General features: G+C 69.2%; 8 protein-coding genes. 2 read left to right on the top strand and 6 right to left on the bottom strand.

The window, feature by feature from the left end; translation table 11 throughout:
* Positions 1 to 95 precede the first annotated feature (95 nt).
* Entirely contained in the window at positions 96 to 2,354 is a 2,259-nt protein-coding gene (locus ACZ32T_RS30250; RefSeq protein WP_467370200.1) for a UvrD-helicase domain-containing protein, read from the bottom strand.
* Complete coding sequence (locus ACZ32T_RS30245; RefSeq protein ID WP_467370197.1) at positions 2,351 to 9,178, bottom strand: DEAD/DEAH box helicase; 6,828 nt, start codon at positions 9,176 to 9,178, stop codon at positions 2,351 to 2,353. Before ACZ32T_RS30245 ends, ACZ32T_RS30250 begins: the two co-directional genes overlap by 4 nt.
* A 227-nt stretch (positions 9,179 to 9,405) precedes the next feature.
* Here ACZ32T_RS30245 and ACZ32T_RS30240 point away from each other — a divergent pair, with 227 nt between their 5' ends.
* Positions 9,406 to 12,705 carry an AAA domain-containing protein gene (locus ACZ32T_RS30240; RefSeq protein WP_467370194.1) on the top strand — a complete coding sequence of 1,100 codons (3,300 nt, stop codon included), beginning with the start codon at positions 9,406 to 9,408 and terminating at the stop codon, positions 12,703 to 12,705.
* A gap of 1 nt (position 12,706) precedes the next feature.
* On the opposite strand, the gene ACZ32T_RS30235 is transcribed toward ACZ32T_RS30240, so the two are convergent.
* The 3 genes from ACZ32T_RS30235 to ACZ32T_RS30225 are packed head-to-tail and all read right to left on the bottom strand — an operon-like array spanning position 12,707 to position 16,140.
* On the bottom strand, positions 12,707 to 13,630 hold the full coding sequence (locus ACZ32T_RS30235; RefSeq protein WP_467370191.1) for a hypothetical protein: 924 nt from the start codon (positions 13,628 to 13,630) through the stop codon (positions 12,707 to 12,709).
* A 51-nt stretch (positions 13,631 to 13,681) separates the two neighbouring features.
* On the bottom strand, positions 13,682 to 14,818 hold the full coding sequence (locus ACZ32T_RS30230) for an AAA family ATPase (RefSeq protein WP_467370188.1): 1,137 nt from the start codon (positions 14,816 to 14,818) through the stop codon (positions 13,682 to 13,684).
* A gap of 8 nt (positions 14,819 to 14,826) precedes the next feature.
* Positions 14,827 to 16,140, bottom strand: a complete 1,314-nt coding sequence (locus tag ACZ32T_RS30225; protein WP_467370185.1) for a GmrSD restriction endonuclease domain-containing protein — start codon at positions 16,138 to 16,140, stop codon at positions 14,827 to 14,829.
* Between the two features lie 98 nt (positions 16,141 to 16,238).
* On the opposite strand from ACZ32T_RS30225, the gene ACZ32T_RS30220 reads away from it, so the two are divergent.
* A complete protein-coding gene (locus tag ACZ32T_RS30220; protein ID WP_467370182.1) occupies positions 16,239 to 17,837 on the top strand; it encodes an NnrS multi-domain protein in 1,599 nt (532 codons plus the stop codon).
* Positions 17,838 to 17,843: 6 nt separating this feature from the next.
* On the opposite strand, the gene ACZ32T_RS30215 is transcribed toward ACZ32T_RS30220, so the two are convergent.
* Positions 17,844 to 19,322, bottom strand: a complete 1,479-nt coding sequence (locus ACZ32T_RS30215) for a hypothetical protein (protein ID WP_467370179.1) — start codon at positions 19,320 to 19,322, stop codon at positions 17,844 to 17,846.
* Between the last annotated feature and the right edge of the window lie 4 nt (positions 19,323 to 19,326).

The following is a 19,326-nucleotide window of genomic DNA, read 5'->3' as shown; positions in this document are numbered from 1 at the left end:
CCTCCGCCATGCTCCAGAGCGTTGGGCTCGCCGGACGGGGCGGCTGAGTCCCCCTAGGATCTCCTGCTCAAGGGTGGCTCAGCCGTCCGGTGTGTTCATGAAGCGGGCAAACGCATGAGGGGTTCGAGGAACGGGCTCGGACGGCCGTGCCAGAAGATGGCGAGGCTGTCCCGCGAACGGGTGGCCGCGACGAAGAGCAGCGAGCGGGCCCGCTGGAGCTCACGCCGGTAGCGGACGGCATCGTCGCTCCGCAGGCGGGTGACCGCCTCCCGGGGTACGAGTCCGTCCCGAACGCCTGCGATGACCATGCGCTGGTACTCAAGTCCCTTGAAGCGGAACATGGTGCCGATGTGGACGCCTTCGTCTCCACGGGGGCCTTCGGGGCCGATCTCGACGGCCTTGATTCCCTTGTGGGCGAGCAGGGTGTAAGCAAGCTCGCTCGCCATGGCGTTGGTCGGAACGCAGACGGCGATCTGCCCGGGGGGTGTCGGCAGGGCGATCCAGTCGGCGAGGAGTGCGGCGATCGACTCCTGCTCGGACTCCCAGTCCTCGCAACCGTGCAACTGCGGAAGGCTTCCGGTCAGGACGGACCTGTACCCGGCCAGATCCTCGGTACTGCCGTCCAGGTCGTCGAAGCCCTCACCGCTGAGCACCCCGAGAGCGGAGCCGAGGATCTGCCGCGTCGTCCGGTAGCTCAACGTCAGCTTGGCCGAGCGGCCGCGGATATGGACCCCGAGGCTGCCCAGGGTGACCTGGTTGCCGTAGATGCGCTGGTGCGTGTCACCCACGAGGAAGATGTCGTTGGCGGCACGCGGCACCATCGCCCGCAGCAGTTTCCAGTGCGCGGCCCGCAGGTCCTGTGCCTCGTCGACGACGATGTGCTGGAAGCGGTGGTGCAGCCAGCCCGCGGAGCCGGCCTGAAGATGGATGTTGTCGAGACCACCCGCCTCCTCCCGCTGACGTTCGACGGCCTGGATCCGCCGCTCGCGGTCCATCTCCAGCCGCGCCGCGCGCTCCGCGACCTGTTCCCAGGTCTGCCGCCCGAGGCGGTCGAGCCGCTGGGTGAAACGCTCTGCGAGCTGCCAGATCTCGGCGCGCTCGGCCCGTGCGATGTTCTTGCCCCGGCCGGCTCGCCGCGCACGGAAGTATTCGGTGCGGGAGACGACGGCCTGGCCCAGGATGACCTGCGACCACTCGTCGTGCAGGAACTGGGCGTCCCACCCGGTTTCGCCCAGCTCGTCGAGCATGGCACGCCACTCCCGGAGAGCCTGGCTCTCGTCGAGCGTCTGCTTGGCGCTTCCGGGCTCGGCCTCGCGTACGACGCGCAGCGCGAGCTGATCGACGTGGCTGATCTCCACGCGAGCCAGCAGCTCCTCGCCGCCCAGCTGGAGCAGCCGTGACCTGAGGTCGGCGGCAAGATTCTTGTTGTACGTGGTGAGGAGGACGGGCTTGTTGCGGCCGGGAGGGAGCCGGTCCACCAGGTGCTTGACCCGGTGCAGGGCCACGATGGTCTTGCCGGTGCCCGGTCCGCCCCCCACCCGGGCGGGGCCCGAGTACTCGCGCTCGACGAGGCGGGACTGGGTCGGGTGGAGGAATACCTTCCACCGGCCGAAGTCGCCGCCTTCCAGGGCTTCGCGCAGCGCCTCGTCCGTCGTCGTGACCATGGTGGCCGGCCGCTCGGCGGCGGCCCGGAAGTCGTCGGTGTCGACGGGGTCCGGTGCGGAGACGGGACTGGTGATCTGCTCCAGCACCGCGTCGTACGACGCGCCGTCGTGAAGTGCGAGCAGGACTTCGGAAGTGAGCTGCGGGGCGTACTCCGCCAGGCCGAGGAGCTGATCCTCTGTGGTCAGGGTCCGGACGACCGGTACGAGCGGTCCCGCGACGCCGAGGTCGGTGAGCTGCTCGTCGGAGAACGCGGCGAACAGTGGGACGGGAGCGGGCGCCGGGGCAGGCTCGATGGGGGCGGTGGCGGCGGGCGCGGGAGTCGCCGCTCGACGGAGGACGCTCTCCTCGACGATCTCGAGGTCGACGTACTCGATGCCGCCGGTGATCCGGTTGATTCCGTACGAGAGCCGGTCGAGCTTCTCGTACACGTCTTTGCGGTGTTTGACGGAGACGATGAGCCAGTCGGTCTCCGCCAGGCGCAGCAGCAAGGCCCGGTACTCGTCATTGACACGGGCCGACCAGAGCCGGTCGTGGCCCTCCAGCTGCTTCAGCCGAAGGCCCCGGAGCTGCGGGTTCTCCTTGAACTTGTGCTGGAAGTCGTAGATCGCGCCCTTGACCGCACGAGGCAGCCTCAGGATCTCCTTGTCCGCTTTGTCGAGCAGACGCAGGGTCACGCCCGTGGTCGTCATCGCTGCTGGTCTCCGTCGTTCGTGTCCGTGTCTTCGCCCTCTGCCGCGGCAAGGAGGTCCTTGATGTCCCGGGGCGTGCAGGAGACGGCTGTGCTGATCCACCAGCCTGCCGCGGCGAAGGCCTTGTCCCGGTCCTCCGCGTCGTGATCGCGCTCCCCGTCGGCCGGCCGGTGGGCCGTCACCACGGCGATCCGGGCGGAGGGCCACGCGAGTTCGGCCATCCAGCCGTGCTCGTCCAGCTCGTAGCCGGCTTCCGGCGGCACCACGTCCAGCGCGCGCAGCCCTTGGCTGAGGGGGAGCAGACCGGGTTCATCGGGGTCGAGGAACTCCAGCACCTGCTCCCAGCCCGTGTCATGGGCCGTGTCGGAGTGCTGTGCCGGCCGAGAGACGAGGACGACCGGGGCGGGCTCTTCCACGAGGTCTGCGGCGGGGGGCGCCGTGACGGCGGCGGCCGGCCTCTCGGCCCGCTGGGATTCGAGCCAGCCCGAGCCTCCGGCGACGGCGAGGCCGTGGACGGTGAATCCGTCCAGCAGACTGGTCGTCAACTGGACACTGTCACCGCCTCCGTGCTCCAGGAACTGCAGCACATTGCTCCAGTAGAGCCAGCCCTGCCAGCGCCGCTTGTGCCCGGCCTCGTCCGACACAGCCCGGTCGCTGTCGTCGAGCAGGGTCAGCCCGGTCCACATCGGCGGCCGGTGGCGACCGTCCGCGGCGGCGGTGACCACACATCCTGCGGCGTCGACCGCGGTCAGCAGCTGCACCGGTCCCGTGGGCCCCTGCGGGGCGCCGCCCCGCAGCGCGGCGAGGAGCTGTTCGCCGACGGCTTGAGGGTGCAGTGCGGCGATCCGGGCCCCGGCACCCAGCAGCCCCGCGACGGCGGCCTCGGCGCGCTGCTGCCACAAGGAAGCGTCCGGGGCACGCAGATGAGCGATCAGAAGGTCCGCCGGATTCACCCAGAGGTTCGCGGACAGCTCGCCCGGCAGGCCGCCGTGCACGCCCGCGTAGTAGTCACGGGCACGCTTCTGGCCCTGCTCGCCGTACGGAACCCAGACCGGGTTCTCCGGCCCCGTGCTCGCGTACCCCGTGTCACGGACCCGGGTCCGCCAGTCCTTCACGTCGTAGTAGGTGAGCTGGAAGACCCGTATTCCGTCGGCGCGCAGCCTGGTGCGCTTGACGGCGTCGTCGGCGAGCCTGTCCTTGTGCTTCGGCCCGGCGTGGAACTCGTATCCGTCGAGGTAGAGCGCGATCCGCGGACCGGGTGCATCGGTACGTTCGAAGAGGACGTCGGGGCGGGTGCCGTCGAGGACCCGCTGCTGGGAGACCCGCCAGCTGACGGTGGCCCCGTCCACGCCGGTCAGCCGCAGGTCCAGTGAGTACGTCCCGGCCGTGGTCGTGTAGGCGTCCGCACTGGCCTTGGCCGAGGGCTGCTTCGCCCATTCGCCCAGGGTCTCCAGGAACATGACCTCAAGATCGCTCTCGGCCTGCCGCTCCAGAGGGATCTGGTGGGTGGCCGCGACCGGTGAGGTGGCCCAGTCGCCGCCGTCGGCACCCAGCAGCTCGTCGAACATCTGCCGGACCTCGTTGCGGCTGACCTTGTCGTAGTCGCCGGCCGGTACGCGGCGCAGCAGACAGCGGTGGCAGCCGTCGAGGCCCTTCGCGATGCACGGGCAGCTGTCGATCACCTCGCGGGCCCTCAGCAGCACTTCGCGGAAGCCGTCGGAGGTGGCGAGCCGGTGCAGGTAGCCGGTGCCGCCCGGCAGACGGTCGTAGACGACGAGGAAACGACGTGGCCATTCCGGGTCGTTGCCGTCGGGCATGGACGCGGCGGTGATGTCGATGTGGTCCGGGTCGCCGCCGTAGCGTGCGGCGATGCCCACGAACAGTGCGGCGGTGAAGGACGCGAGGCGTTCCCTGACGCGGGCGACCGACGCGGGAAGCAGGATACGGACGGCCTCGGTGGTCAGCTCGTGGGCCAGGAGCAGGGGGACGTCCTCTCCCTTCCCCTGACCTTCCGGCGTGCTCGTACGGACCTTGCGGCGCGGGCACCACAGCTGGTGGTGGGCGCTGGCCCTGGTCGCCGCGGCAAGGGATTCGGTGAGCGCGTCCTGATGGTGGTCCACGACCGGACGCCCCTCGGAGGTGGCGCCGCCGCAGCTTGTGCAGACGTAGAACGGGTTGATCCGTACGTCGGCCCCGGCGAGGGGCACGGTGCTGCTGCCGTCCTGGCGGTCGAGGCCCAGATTCAGAGTGCGCACCACGGCCTGGCGGGTGAAGTCGACGCCGAAGACGGCGGTGTCGTGGCGCCAGGAGCCCGTGGCCAGGTGCAGTGGGTCGACGTCCACGGTGGTCAGGACGGCGTACCTCCTGCTGTCACGCTCGTCCTTGTCGTCGCGGACCCGGGCGTCGTCCCGCTTGTCGCGCGACATGACCCGCTTCGGTTCGAGAACGCGCTGGACACAGCCCGCGTCGGCGATCTCCCGGCCGCCGCACCGGGGACAGGGTGAGGCATCGGCCTGGGCGTTCTCCGTACGGACGTAGCCGCAGGCGGGGCACATGCGCCACACCGACCAGGCACGGCGCTCCGGACTGCCGATGTCCAGGGCCCGGACGACGTGCTTGTAGCCGTTGACGTAGAAGCTGTTTCCCGGCGCCAGTTCGGACAGCGCGGACCGACGGGAGCGCTCGTAGTCCCGGACCTCGCTGTGGTAGGTCTTCTTGGCCCCTTCGGTCTCGGGCTGCTCGGTCCAGGAGAGGGTGGCCTCCAGCTGCGTGGTGGTGTCCGAGAGGGTGTAGTTGGGCAGGAGACCGAGCTCGACGAGAGCGCCGTGGGCACTGGTCTGGTTCAGGTCGCGCAGCAGGTTGCCCGTCGCGTAGCGCTCGGCGCGCAACTCGCGCCATTCGCGCTCCTGCTCGGGATCGCTGCGCACGAGCTGGTCCATCGCCGTGTCGATGGCGTGGAGCCGGCGCCTGAGTTCCTCACCGCGGCCGGTCCATTCCTCCTCGGCTTCCTGGAGCGCGCGCACGATGCCACCGCACGCGTACGCGCGGAGTTCGTCCGCGGCCTGGCCGGAGACCCCGGTGTCCGGCCGGCCCGGGAGTGAGGGGAAGAGGGCCAGGAACGATTCGACGAGCACGGCGCCATGGGCGAGGGCCGCGTCCGCGAGCTCCTGGCACCAGGCGGTGCTGCCGAACAGCGCCGACACCAGGCGAGGCGCGGGTTGCAGTGGCTCACCGTCGCTCGTCGTGAGCCGGCCACGCGCCGCGAGGTCCAGAAGGTGCGCCGTGTACTGGCGGCGCAGGATCTCCACCGCGGAGAGGTAGCAGCCGGGCGGCACGATGTCCCCGGCAATCATCTCCCGAGGCTCGTCGAGGTAGTACAGATCGCGGGCCCGGCGACCACCGAAGGCCACCACCAGGGCGTTGCCCGTCCTGCGGCCCGCACGGCCCGCTCGCTGCACGTAGTTGGCAGGGCCCTTCGGAAGCGAACCCAGCAGGACCGCGGACAGGTCTCCGATGTCGATGCCGAGCTCCAGGGTCGGAGTGCACGACAGCACGTTCGGGTCGGTGTAGTGGGTGCCGTCGCGGAAGGCCCGCTCCACGCGCTCCCGCTGCGGCCGGGTGAGCATGCCGGTGTGCTCGGCCGTGACCACCCGGAAGGTGCCACCCGTCCGGTAGAGGTGCCGGTAGTAGTCATCGCGGTAGTCGCGCGGCCGGGGGCCGCCGAAGCTGGTGGAACCGGAGGACAGCACCGTGGCCTGGCCCGGTTGCGGCGCGGTGATCTGTCCCCGGCACCGGTACCGGGGACAGGGATGGCCGTACCAGCGGGTCCGCCGGGAGGGATGGACCACCTGCTCCCAGCCGCACGCCTCACAGGTGACGAAGGCCTTGTTGACGATGTCGTCCTCAAGGAGCCGCACCTCGACGTGGCCGGGCTGCAGACCGTAGACCTTCGTCGTCCGGTCCTGTGCCGTCCGCACCGCGAGGAGACCCTCGTCGACGAGGACCGGCAGCAGCCTGCGCAGATACTCCGCAGCCCCGGGGGCGTCGAGGCCCAGGCACCGGCGCGCCCAGTCCTGGTACCAGCCGGTGCGGGCTGTCGTCGAGTCGAAGTCGGACCTGCCCTTGTCACCGTCGAGCAGGAAGCGCGGCGCGCCCACACCGTCGGGGAACGCCGGCATGCCGTCGGGCCTGCCGCCCCAGATCTTGAACCGGGTCACCCCGGCGTCCTTCACCCACGGCTCCAGCCACCGGTGCCGGACCCCGCCGCGCAGCCGGACCCGCTCCAGCAGCCCGCGGACGAAGGCCAGATAGCGCTCGGCCGTCGGCAGGCCGGTGCCGAGAAGCTGACCGGGCAGGGCCATGTGCAGGTCGCGGGCGAGCATGGTGATCCGGTGCTGGTCCCCGATGACGACCTCGGCGGCCGCCGTCCGGGTCAGCTCCAGGGTGCGGCCCTGCCGGGAACGGAGCCCGAACTCCATGACGGTGGCGAAGGCGAGCCGCTCTCCGATGAGCTTCCAGGTCCGCAGATCGCCCGTGCCCCGCCCGGAGAGCAGCCGGTCCACGCCCGGCTCGTCGTACAGATCGGGCGGGACGACAGCCGCGAGGGCCTGCGGATCCTCGACGGAGTCGAGCACGTTCCCGATCAGGTCGTTGAGAGCCGACGGCTTGCCGGACTCGTCCAGATTGCGCGCCAGGAGTGAGCGCAGCGAGAACGTGAACGACCGGTTCGCCACGTACCCCGCACGGTGGGCGGCGTCCTGGGTCGAGTCGTTGAACAGGAGGGTCTTGCGCTCCTCCGCTTCGAGCGCGACCTCCTGACCGGTGAACAGCTGGGTGACCGTCGCGGCCGCCAGGGCGGCCGGCCGAGTGCCGAGGAAACGCATCGCGTTGTCGGTGTCGCAGGCGGGGCAGCGCTGATCGACGGCGGCCCGGTCGGCGGACTTCTTCTCGGTGATCGCCAGGACGAAGCAGGCGTCCTGAAGGCTCCCGGCGTCCTGGGCGACCGGTAGCCGGTAGGCCCCCTGAGCACCGTCCAGGATCAGTGCCGGCGGCTGTCCGCCTCCCGTTGCGGGGCGGGACTGGCTGACCGCCGCCAGCGTGTCCTCCTGCTCCGCGGGCGTGGCGGCGATGAAATAGCGGACCCGCCGCTTCTCCCGCCCCACGCTGGCGCGCCAGATCTTGTCGTGAGCCATCACGAGCTGCTGGGGGTCGGCTTCCGGGGAGACGGCAGCCCAGCCGGAGCGGCCGCAGTTGCGGCAGTACACGGCGGGCAGCCTTATGCTCGCCTGCCGTACGGCGGTGTCCGCGCCGATCGCCGACTGCGCGCGATGAGAACGCGCCACGTGCCCGATCTGGCCGGCTTCGGCTTCCTCGTCGCCCTCAGGAGGCGTCGCGAGCAGGGCGGAGCGCCGAGCGCGATCGTCCTCGTACCAGTGGAACTCGGGCTTGCCCGGGCCGACTCCGCGCACGATCCGGCCGACCGGCCGGACCCACAGGTGGGTCTCGACGTGCAGCAGGGGGCGCGGACGGCGCTCGTCCGACTCCGGATCGCGGGCGGCCGACAGCAGGGCGACGAAGCGCGCGAGCGCGGCGAGGGCGAGGCGGGGGTTCTCCTGGGCGGTCCGGCCCCAGGTGTACCCGAACCGGCCGAGGCGGTCACGGAGTTCCCATTCGCTCAGTGGGGCCCCGTCGAGAAGGGACAGCACCCCCTGAGTGAAATCGTGCTGCTTGAGCAGCCGCCCGATCTCGAAGGCGGACAGGCCCTGCTGTCCGAGCATCCGTGCCGCCAGGGCATTGAGATCGAGCGTGTCCGGACGCGACACCACATCGGGGCCGCCCGAGCAGGCGATGACCTCCTCGGGTGAAGGCGGTTCGGGCAGACCGTAGTTCACCGGCCCGGTGAACTGCTCGGGCGTCATCCGCTCCTCGCCCACCAGCGCGTCCGGGGAGAACGGCATGCCGAAGACCTGAGCGGCCACCTCCAGGATGGAGCCCGGGCCGGTCCCGGGCTCGCTCTCACCGAGGGTCGCCGAGGTCGCCACCGGGCAGATCGAACCGAGGGGACGCCCGGGCTCGCTCCGGCCCGTGGCCATCGCCAGCCGGCGCAGCAGCATGGCGACGTCCGTGCCCTGCGCCCCGTCGTAGGTGTGGAACTCGTCCAGCACCACGTACTGGATCCCGGCGTCCTGCCACAGCGCGCGGTCCTCGGTCCGCTGGAGCAGCAGATCGAGCATCTTGTAGTTCGTGACGAGCAGGTCGGGCGGCGACTGCCGCATCTCCTCACGCCGCGTCATCACACGGCGGAAGTCGGTGTCCGGCCGGTCGCCGATGTAGAGCCCCGCGGTCACCTGGGCCAATTCCGGCTGCGCGAGGTACTCACCGATGCGGCCGGCCTGATCGGTGGCGAGCGCGTTCATCGGATAGAGCAGCACGGCCTTGACCCCGCGCCGGCCGAGGGCCTTCTCGCGGCGGCAGTGGTCGAGGACGGGCACGAGGAACGACTCGGTCTTCCCGGAACCCGTCCCCGTCGTGACCAGCGTCGGCAGAGCGGGCCCGTGGAGCGTGCTCAGCCGCTCGTACGCCTTCGCCTGGTGCCGGTACGGGGTGAATCCCGGGTTCCACTCCAGGTGCTTCTCCCAGCCGGCATCGGCCTTGTGGAAGGGGGTCCTGATTCGCAGATAGGGGCCACGGAACATCCCGGTCTCGGGATGTTCGAGGAACCGCTCCAGCGCCCGACGGGTGTCCTCGTCGGTGAGCGCGTACGTCGTCGTGAGGTACTGGGTGAGACTGCCCCGCAGCTGCGCGGCGGCCAGCGTGGGCCTCACGACGTTCTCCTTCGCTTCGTGCCAGGGCGGTGAGCTGCGTCAACGGTATAGGTCGCCTCGGACAGACGGTTCCGCAGTCCGGTGGACGAAGACCGGGACATGGCCGAATAGGAACCGATCCGAGTCTCGAACCTTTCCATTCCGCTGTGGAAGCCAGGGCTTTCACGTAATGGGCGGTCCTGGGCCCTCCGCAAGATCTACCATTCCCGAGCCGATAAGGGGGAGTTTTGGGCTGGCGCGAGGAGATCGCCACGGCGGTCGACGAATGGATCGCCGTGGAAGGGGGAGCAGGTCAGCGCCCGCGGTGGCGAAGGATCGGCCGAGCGGCCCGGGCCGGCGAGCCGGGTCGCTATGCGGTGGATCTGCGAGGCACCGAACTCAACCCCGACCAGCTCGAAAGCCTGCGCCTCGCCGGGCCCGAGGAATCGGGTGTGGAAGCCGGCTTCACCGTCACCGAAACCATGCAGAGCGGTTCGGCGCTGACCGTCGGAGTCGCCGAGTTCGCGGACCCGGTCGACCCCTTCCTCTGGGTTCTGCAACAGCCCCCCACCTTCCTGCTGGAAACCCTGAGAGACGGTATCGCCGGGTTGGGGGACACGCCGCTCGGCAGCCTGCTCGCTTCCGGCAGCCCCGCCGGAGAGCCTGCCCGGACCGAGGTACCGGCCGGCCTCTTCCCCGAGCAGCAGGAGGCGTACCGGGCCTGCCTCGGAACCGGCGTACGCCTCGTGTGGGGGCCACCCGGCACAGGGAAGACGATGGTGCTCACCCTGGCCATCGGCGATCTGATCGCCGCAGGCAAGAGGGTCCTGCTCGTCTCCGCGACCAACATCGCCGTGGACAACGCCCTGAAGGGGGTCCTGAGGGGACACCGCCACAACAGCGGAGACATCGTCCGCGTGGGACCGCCCCAGCTGAAGGAGATCGCCGACGACCCGCACGTGTCCCTGCCTCTCATGGTCCGGGCCCGACTGGCCGACGTCGAGGGCCGGCGAGCCCAGGTGTCGGCGGACTTGCTGGGGATTCGCAGCCGCGCGGAGGATCTGGCGGAGCTGGAAGCGGGCCTCGTACGGTTCGATGCGGAGGCTTACATACAGGCCAGGGGCTTGGTGACCGAGCCGTTCGGCGATGCGGCGTCGCGCGATGTACGGGTGGCGGAACTGAAGAAGGCCGCCCGGGAGGTCGGCCAGAGCCTGGCGGCAGCCGAGCAGGACCTGAACGGGGCGCTGAAGGACCGGGACGACGCCGAGGACTCCCGCCACCTCTGGAAACAGGTCGATGCCCTCCTCGACGAGGCCGACGGGGTGGAACACGCTGCCACGGCAGCCGAGTCCGCCGCTCTTCAGAGCCAGGAGCGGCTGCGCGAGACGCAGCGCGCCCTGCGCGAGGTCGAGAACCGGACAGGGCTCGCCAAGTTGCGCTCACGAGCTGAGCGAACCGACGCCCAGGCCGCGTGCGGTGAGGCGGGAGACCAGTTCCGAGAGGCACACGGCCATGCCCTCAAGGCCCGCGACATCGCGGACCGCCGCCGGGCCCAGATCGGGGTCCAGGCCGAGGAGATGACTAGGGCGATTCCCTTCTCCGACACGGAGATCGACCGACGTGACAAGGCGGCGCGCGCCGCGGCCGCCCGCCACCGCACCCTGACCCGGTCGCTGGGCGAACTTCGCACGGCTCTCGCCACGGCCGAGGACGAAGCCGGGCGAGCGCACCTCGCCGAGACGCTCATCGCCGCCGCCGAGGAACAGGGCTGGCCGGCCCGGCACGGGAAGGCCGAGGCTCTGCGTCCCGTCGTCGCCTCCGAAGCGGCTCGGAAGGGCCCGCTGGAGGAGCGGTACAAGCAGATCCAGGAGGAGTACGAGCGCCTCGCCCGCGACGCACAGGGAGAGATCATCAAGAACGCCCGTCTCGTCGCCACGACCCTGGCCCGCTTCCGCACCAACCGGCATGTCTTCTCCGGTCACTACGACGTGGTTCTCATCGACGAGGTCGGCGCCGCCTCCCTGCCCGAGGTCCTGCTCGCCGTCTCCCACGCCCAGCAGGCGGCCGTGCTCCTCGGTGACTTCATGCAGCTGGGCCCCGTCGTCCCCCGAGCGCTGAAGGACAAGAGGCGCCCTGACATCCAGCGCTGGCTGGTTCCGGACGTGTTCCAGCACTGCGGAATCACCGACCCGGCGGCAGCGCGGACACACCCGGCTTGTACGACTCTGGTGACCCAGAACCGGTTCGGCCGTGCCGTGATGGGCCTCGTGAACGGCCTGGCCTACGGCGGTGTGCTCCAGGCCGGCCCCGTCGTACCGACTTCCAGGAGCTCCGAGGACCCGGAGATCGTCCTCATCGACACCGACGGGCTCCACGAACTCGCCCATGTCCACCTCACGGGCCCGAGCAAGGGCTGGTGGCCCGCGGGCCCACTCATCTCCCGGGCCCTGATCGATCTGCATGGCGGGGACGGCGAGACCACGGGCGTCGTGACCCCGTACGGAGACCAGGCCGAGGCCACGCTGGAGGCGCTTCGCGACATCGAACGGGGTGGTGGTCCGAGCGCCGAGGTCGGCACCGCGCACCGGTTCCAGGGCCGGGAGTTCCCCATCGTCGTCTTCGACACCGTCGAGGGCGAACACAGCAGGCCGCTGTGGATGGCGAAGGCTTCGCGGGCACCGGAGGCGAGCGACTGGATGCGCAGCGGGATCCGGCTGTTCAACGTGGCCATGACCCGTGTCCAGACTCGCGTGTACGTCATCGCGAGCGGCACGCGCATCCAGGAAGTGGCACGGAAGGCACCGGACTCCCCGTTCGGACATCTGCACGCCCTCATCGGCTCGTCAGGAGTGCGGATTCTCCCCGCCAAGTCCCTGATCACGCCGCCCGAGCTGAACGTGCCACGCGGGGAGTTCGGCGACCGTCTGGCGGAGGTCCTCTCACGGCACGTGGAGGTCAGTGACGTCGACGACGAGACGACGTTCTACGCGTCCTTCGTCGCCGCCATCCGAAGCGCGCGGACATCCCTGTGGCTGTGGACCCCCTGGGTGGCCAGGCGCGTCCGGATGATCCTCCCGGAGCTGCGCGCGGCGGTCGACCGGGGTGTACGGGTGACCGTTTTCGTCCGCGACCCCAGTGACCAGCTTCAGAAGAAGCCGGCGAATCTGTCTCTCGTCGAGGACCTGCGTGCGGTCGTCCATACGGTCGTCCCGATGCATGTCATGCACCAGAAGATCGTGGTCGTGGATGAAAAAACCGTGATGCTCGGCAGTCTCAACGCCCTGTCGCAGAGCTGGACCCGCGAGGTGATGGTCACCATGCGCGGTGCCTACTTCGCCCGCAAGATCCTCACTCACGAGCATGCCGAGGTCTTCGCCCGCCCGCCGAAGTGCCCCCGGTGCGGGCAGGACGACATCGAAATCAGGCGCGGTGCGAAGGAGAACTGGTACTGGCGCTGCTACAGCAGTCAATGCCCGACGGGTGGCGGCAACAAGGCATGGAAGAAGGACATCGACCTCTGGCGCCGCCCGGGCAGCGCACAGCGGTAGCTCACCGCGAGCTGCGCGGGACACCCTCCTCCAGGCGCTTCCGGCCGATGTAGCCGATACGTACGCGGCCCTCCTCGGTGACCACCCGTAGGTGGATGCGGCCGGGCCTCGGTCGGAACCGGGTGTGGAGGCTGAACAGCCGCTTCTCCCCGTCCGTGTCGGTGAAGTTGCACAGCCCGAGTCTGATCCGGGTGTCGCTCTCGGGGACCACCTTGATGGGCCAGACAGGTTCCGAGTCGCCGGGCTTCCATGCCTCGGCCGCCGCATTGAGCGAGAGAAGCGCCGCCCGGACCGAGGAGACGGAGATTCCTGGCAGGTTGGTCAGATTGTCCTCCACCCCAGGGGCGAACTGGAGCGAGGCGAAGAGACTCTCGCGTTCCTCCCACAGCTGCGTGCCGGAGGTGACGGCGTTCGCGGCGCTCTCGCGTATCCAGTCGGCGTGTTCCGCGACGTGCTCGGGTGCCGAGGCGTGCCGGACCTCCCCGCTGTCCTCCTGGACGTCGTCCTCGTCGACGAGTACGTACTCGACGCTCAGCCAGGAGGCGTCCCAGGGCCGGGCGGTGGGGAGGCTGACGGCCAGCGTGTCCATGAGATGGGCGGCGGCGAGCCCGAGAACCCGGTCGCCGTCGTGACGGTACTCGACCTCCTGATCCTCGGGAGGGGCCGGCAGCACCGAGGAGTGCGGGGCCTTGCGGTTGAGCAGCCGCATGAACCGCCAGTGGTCCCGGTTCCGGCTCTCGTTCCGCCACTGGGCGAGGTAGTAGCCGGGAGCGATCTCCAGGTCCTCCAGCCGGACCTCGCTGACGAGACTCGCTCCGTTGTCCACCCGTCTGACTGCCTGGCAGACCTTCACAAATTCGCGCATGGCCTGCCCGGCCTCGTCCTGCGAGCAGTCGGAGACGCAGGATCTCTCGTTGAAGAACATGAGCACTATGAAGCGCCCCCCTTGTGGCTTCCGGAACTGACAGGCGGGCGGTCAGCCCAGCAGCTGGTCGAGCGTGTTCTCCGACTCGTCGAAGAAGCCCTCCGGCCATTCGGAGAGCGATCCGTCCTCGGCGACCGTCGGAGAGATGATCTCCGCCCCGGCCCCGTTGCCACGGAAGAAGTGGACCGCGGTGTCCGAGGCCGCAAGCCGCCCCTGCTTGACCGCGAGCCGGGTTCCGTCGAGTACGTGGTCGCTGTGGGTCTCGACGACGAGCTGTGCACCGGCGGACGCTGCGGCGGCGATGAGGGAGGCCATACGGGACTGCCCGCGCGGGTGGAGGTGCGCCTCGGGGTTCTCCAGCAGGATGAGGCTGCCGGGCCCGGCGGTGAGGCAGGCCACGACGATGGGGAGGGCGTACGTGAGACCGAAGCCGACGTTCGTCGGGCGTCGGCGGCGGGTGGAGTTCAGGCCTGCGGTGCCGCCGAACCCGAAGCTGAGACGTACCGAGTCGATCCCGGGAATCTCCGAGGTTTCGAGGTTGACCCCCGGGCAGAGCTCCTGCATCCATGCGACGACATGGTCGAGCAGGGTGTGTCCGCCGGCTCCCGGGTGTCGGAGCGGGTCCCCTTCCGGCACAACGTATTGGGCGTGATGCCGGAGAAAGTTGACGGCATGTTCGCCACGGGATCCGAGAAAGCCACGGCCGATCGCCTGATGGTGGGAACGGGGATAAGTCGTGGCGGGCACAATCCTGTCGGCCTTGAGGTACTGGAAGTGCCGAGAGAAGAGGGGGACGTCACCCCAGTCCGCCTTCCGCGTGGAAATTTCCAGCGGCAGTACGTCCTGTTCGGGCGCGTACCGAGCAGACCAGGTGTACGTCTTCTTGTCGGCAGTCTCGAAGGCGATGGAGATTGCCGGGTCCCTGCCCGGCTGCTCCGTGGTGAAGTCTTCGTGCAGCAGGTCCTGCCCGGTTCCCAGTTCCACGAGGTCACCGTCGAGGAGAAGGCCCCCGTGGATATCGGTGTCCCCGTCGGTGGACATGAGGATGCCCGAGTCGTACGACTGGCGCAGCAACGCCAGGGACTGCAGGACCGTGCTCTTGCCCGAGGAATTGAGTCCGGTGAGGAGAGTGACCGGGGCCAGCCGGATGTCGGCGGACTGGAACGCTTTGAAGTTGGTCAGTGACAATTGTTCGATCACTGGTTGGTGCCCCCGAGGTTCTCCAGGACGGTGCGGAAGAGTTCGCGCACCTTGGCGAAGCGGTCGACCACCTTGACCCGGTCGCCGGTTCCCACGGACACGGCCCGCTCGAAGTTCCGGTCGGTCATGAGCTGCTGGAAGCCCTCGACCACCTGTTCACGGCACGCTACCAAGGCAGACCGTTCACGGTCGGAGAGAGCGGCCAGATTCACGGAAACCGTCTCGAAGATGGCCTTGTTGACCGGGTAGCGCCGGGTCTGGCCGGGGAACAGTTTGCGGAAGGCATGGCCTTCGAAGATCTTCTCGGCCGTGACCATGGCCCGTCGGAAGCCGTGGGCGTGAGCCTCCCGCTCGTCATCGGTGAGCCGGTTGACCTGGCGCATGGTGAGAGCGAGGAACTGGTCGAAGTCCTGACTTCTGAACAGGTTGGGGTCGGTGAGCCGGAAGGCGAGATAGCGCAGCACCATTTCGCGGTCAGCCATCCGCTCGCTGTAGACGCCATAGCTGGTGGCCGAGGCGAACTCCTGCGACTCGGCGAGCGAGGACAGGAGCGTGCGAGCCGGTCCCGGAACGAGTGCGTGCCGGATCTCCTGGCGGGTCAGCGGGAGGCCACCGGTGTTGATACGCGCAAAAATGTTGAACTTGACCTCGTCCGGAGTCCCCGGACGGATGAGGTGAACGACGACCTGGCTCTCGTTGAGACGGATCTGCATGCGCCCCGACAGATCGTCGTACCCCTTGCCCTCGAAGTCCTTCTTGAGGTACTCCAGGCCGCGCAGCTTGAGCGGCCCGGACTTCACCCCCGCCTCCGCCAGTGCTTCGGGTGCGATGAACCGCGCAATCGCGGTGAGGCGCTGGATGCCGTCGACGATCGCCCAGGAACTGTCCTGGGCCCATGAACTGTCGGTCAGTTCGGAGGCGTAGAAGGAGGGGATGGGGATACGCAGGAGCAGGGACTCGATCAGCCGACTCTGCTGCTCGTCCGACCAGATGCCCGCCTTGCGCTGAAAGTCCGGGGCGAGGTCGATCATCCCGTTGACCAGCCGGGAGATCAGCAGGTTGATCGTCGGGTTGAGGGTCTGAATCTCGATCTTGGACGGGTCGTACGGCGCCGTGATCCGCTCGTCCGCGCTGTCCGGCTCCTCGCCGGGCTGCTCCAGCTCGACATCGGTGCTCCGGCCGCCGGCCCCGATCTCCACCAGGAAGCCCCCGCTGTCCTCGGCGGACGCCTCGTCCAGGTAGCGGCCGTACAGGGACAGCTGGTCCTTCGGCTGGGGTGCGCGGTTGCTGCCGCTGTCCTCCGGAGACATGTCTTCGCGTCCGTTCCCTCGTAGGAGTGGCTTCCTACCACCGTGACCGTCACATCGTAGGTCGCTGTACCTTCGGAGCCCGGTGAGAGGGGGAGCTGGTGCTGGGGAAACGCTACGACCAGCGTGTGCTGGTACTCGTCGAGGTACGCGGGGACCAACGCGACTGGGACGAGGCGGAGCGGGTGTTCGACCAGCGGGGCTGGCCGGTCGTGACTGCGTTCGCCCGTGGTGAGGGCCCGTCGCGGGGTGTGCTGTGCGAGGCCGCCTCGGCACGCTTGTACTCCGTCGAGGTGCGCTTCTTCGGAGCCCGTAACCGGCGTACCGAGCGGGCGGCAGCCTGGCGGGTGGAGAAGTTGGCAAGGGTGGCCGGGCTGGAGATGTACGCCCGGCGCTGCGAGCTGGTCGACCGGGACCGGGAGCAGCTGACCGGTTGGCGGGTGCATACCGTGGATCACGGACCACCTCGCGCACCCGCCCCGAGGCCCCTGACACGCATGGCGAGACTGCGCCGCGCGGCCGCAGTGTCCCGTGCGCGCATTTCGGAGAGGTGCGGCTACCACGACACCGGCATGGTGGTCACAGGCACGGCGTCGGAAGCCCGTCGGCTCTCAAGAATAAACCTGCCCGGAGGTGCCGCTCCCACGGCTGCCGTCGATGTACGGCCGTTCCACGGCGGCCGGGAGCGAAGCCATATCGTTCCACGCCGAGAGGAGGACGGGTGGCAACGTGCGTTCCGCACAGTGGCATGGCTGCTCGCGATGGTCTTCTGCGCGGCGGTCGCCCGGCAGCACAGCGGTGTGCGGACATGGGTGTGGGCCGGCATCGCGGTGCTGTGCTTCGTCGGGGGAGCCCGGGTTGCTTATCGCCTGTTCGCTGTCGGCGGCCGCGTGGTGAGTCTCCTCGTGTGCGGTGTGACGGCGGTGCTCCTCCTCGCCCTCTCCTCCGGCGTGGGCACGGAGGACGGCAGGGCCTGGACTCCGGCGCAGATGCTGTCGGCCTTCGCCGTCACGGCGACGGTGGCAGGGATCTGGCTGCTCGTCCGCCAGTGGACGTGGGGCGAATGGCTCGCCTGGGTGGCGCCCCTCGTCTTCGCGGTTGTCGTGTCATGTGTGGTGGCCTCCGGATCGGTGCTGCACGCGCTGTACGCGGACAGTCTCGGCGTGGCACCCGATGACCTCGACGTCCCCGGGCTCTGGCAGGCCACGTCGGCGGTGAAGCTGTTGAGCCTGCTCAGCTACGCGCTGTTCGTCCCGGCGCTCTGGGGCATCGCGAAACATGTGCACGCATCGTTCGTCAGCCCCGTCGAGCGGCTGGGGGTTCCGCTGTACGTGTGTATTCAGTTGACCGTGGTGGCGGTGTGTGGGTTGGAGGCGCTGGACTCGGCTCAGGAGGCGGTGGAGGACTTCCGTACGGCTGCGGTCCGGAAGACGGCGCCACCTTCGTACTTCGGGGTGGAACCGGAGTGGATGTGCGTCGAGCCGACCGTTCCCGCAGCGAAACTCGGCAGCCGGGGTGGCGTTCTGAAACCCGAGCATCCGTACCTGTCGTTCGGGGAGGCCGGAGGAACGGTGTCGCTCTGGGACGAGCCGGCCGGCACGGCGATACAGATGGCCGCCGAACAGGTACGCCTCGTTCCTGCGGCCGACGGCCGGGTCCGGTGCACCTTCTCGTACGGGACTCTGCCGAAGGACGGCTGACCTCTGTCAGCCCGGGTGGCCCTCGTCGGGTTCGAAGAACGACATCTGGTCCCCGAGCAGTGCCGGCTTCGACTTGCCGACCTTCGAGAGAGTGGCGGGGGCACGCTTCTTGGCCTGGCGTTTACCGGCCTTACGGGAGTGGGCGCGCCGTTGTCGCTCCCGTACCGTCTCCCCGGGGTGGCGACCGTCCCCGAGTTCCGCCGCGATGGTGACGGAGTACCCCTCCAAGGCGCGCTCCGACCCCAGGGCGAGTAGTTCCTCCCGGGACGTGCCCACGGTCCCGGCCAGGCCGTGCTTGACGAGCTCGACGAACTGGCTGTTGATCAAGTGCCGGTCGGCGTAGGAGTAGCCGAGGCGTCTGCCGCCGTTCGGTCCCAGGGTGCAGTCGTCCTGGAGGAGCAGGCGTACGTAGGACAACGGTAGGTACATGCCCGCTGCGGGACCACCGGGGTCGGCTTGGCTGTCCTCCGGCCAGTAGGCGAGCTTGAGGAAGCAGGGATCGCTGCCCAGCCGCCAGTCGTGAGGAGCGTGGGGCCGCCGACTGGCCTGCGCCACGGCCTCCAGCCGGTCGAGCTGGTCGCGCAGGCGGTCGTCCACGTACACCCAGCGCTCGGCGGAGGGGAGGCGTTTGTACTGGACCATCACGAAGCTTCCGGTGGCCTCGTGGTAATAGATCAGGTCGCTGCCCAGCCGCCCCTCAACTGGAGTGGCGTTGACGTTGGCGACTTCGATGTACCGCCCTTCGTGTTCGAAGACGTGGATGTCGCAGCGGAAGTCCGGGCCGTCCCAGGGCCGCAGGAGCCGCGGGCCGGGAATGGAGTGGGCGGCATCGTGCTCGATCAGACTCTGTTCGGTGGGTTCGGGGATCAGCCCGGCGAGGTACGTGTCGTGGCGACTCGAAGGACGGAGCCACGCGCTGAGAGGAGCGAGAGGGAACTCGCCGATGGTGAGCGCAAGGCGCGCGGAGTCGTATTGCTCCTGCCAGGAGCGGTCCTCTACGCGGGAACTGTCGAAGGGGGCCTGATTCGCGACGCTGGTCAGACGGTCGAGGAGCTCGGCGAACCGCGGTCCTTGCTCGCGTAGTGCGGCTACGAGGCGCTGACCGAGCTCCTCGGGGAGTACAGCAACTTCGCTGGAGAGCACGGAGGCGAGTTCTGCGGCATCCTCCCGGCACAGCGACGATGTCACTGCGGTCAGCTCCACCCGCGCGGGACTGCGCCACAGCGGTTCCACTCTGATCAGGGCGTCCCTGGTGGCGATCTTTCTGCCCTTGGGGTGTTTCACCACGCCGAGCCAGCGCAGCTGGTAGGCGGGGCCCGCGGTGCCTGACGCGGGGCGGGTACGCGCGAACACGAGCGTGACCTGGGGAGACAGGTCTCGTGGCCGCATGGACGAACCCATGGTCTTGCCCATGAACTGGTCCAGCTGCAACTGCCAGTCGATGTCGTCGAGTTCTGCCGCGGAGAGGGAGATTGCGTAGACCACGGTG

This window comes from Streptomyces sp. NPDC023573, assembly GCF_055559735.1.
Note: the sequence above shows the minus strand (reverse complement) of the source record. Positions and strands in the feature narration are given on the sequence as shown.

Bases quoted from the DNA above. Each gene is read 5' to 3' on its own strand.
- ACZ32T_RS30225 (WP_467370185.1), bottom strand. From the start codon at position 16,140: ATGTCTCCGGAGGACAGCGGCAGCAACCGCGCACCCCAGCCGAAGGAC.
- ACZ32T_RS30235 (WP_467370191.1), bottom strand. From the start codon at position 13,630: ATGTTCTTCAACGAGAGATCCTGCGTCTCCGACTGCTCGCAGGACGAG.
- ACZ32T_RS30250 (WP_467370200.1), bottom strand. From the start codon at position 2,354: ATGACGACCACGGGCGTGACCCTGCGTCTGCTCGACAAAGCGGACAAG.